Genomic DNA, 207 nt, shown 5'->3' on the forward strand with positions numbered 1-207 from the left:
TGGATCTGCTACCGCTCGACTTGCATGTGTTAGGCCTGCCGCCAGCGTTCAATCTGAGCCATGATCAAACTCTTCAGTTTAAATCGTTTTGCGTCATGTCCGAGGACAGTCAGCGACTCAATCACTTCAAATGAACATTCACATTAGTTAAAGCTTCCTAAGAAACCTTAATAACGAGTGTGTTCGCTTGATTCGATGAGTTGGTAT

At 44.0% G+C, this 207-nt stretch carries 1 rRNA gene; it reads right to left on the reverse strand.

Annotation, left to right across the window (positions count from 1 at the left end):
- Positions 1–80: ribosomal RNA gene (locus EOPP23_RS21305) — 16S ribosomal RNA — on the reverse strand; the annotation flags it as partial.
- Between the last annotated feature and the right edge of the window lie 127 nt (positions 81–207).

This window comes from Endozoicomonas sp. OPT23 (assembly GCF_009653635.1).
In the GTDB taxonomy this organism is placed as follows: domain Bacteria; phylum Pseudomonadota; class Gammaproteobacteria; order Pseudomonadales; family Endozoicomonadaceae; genus Endozoicomonas_A.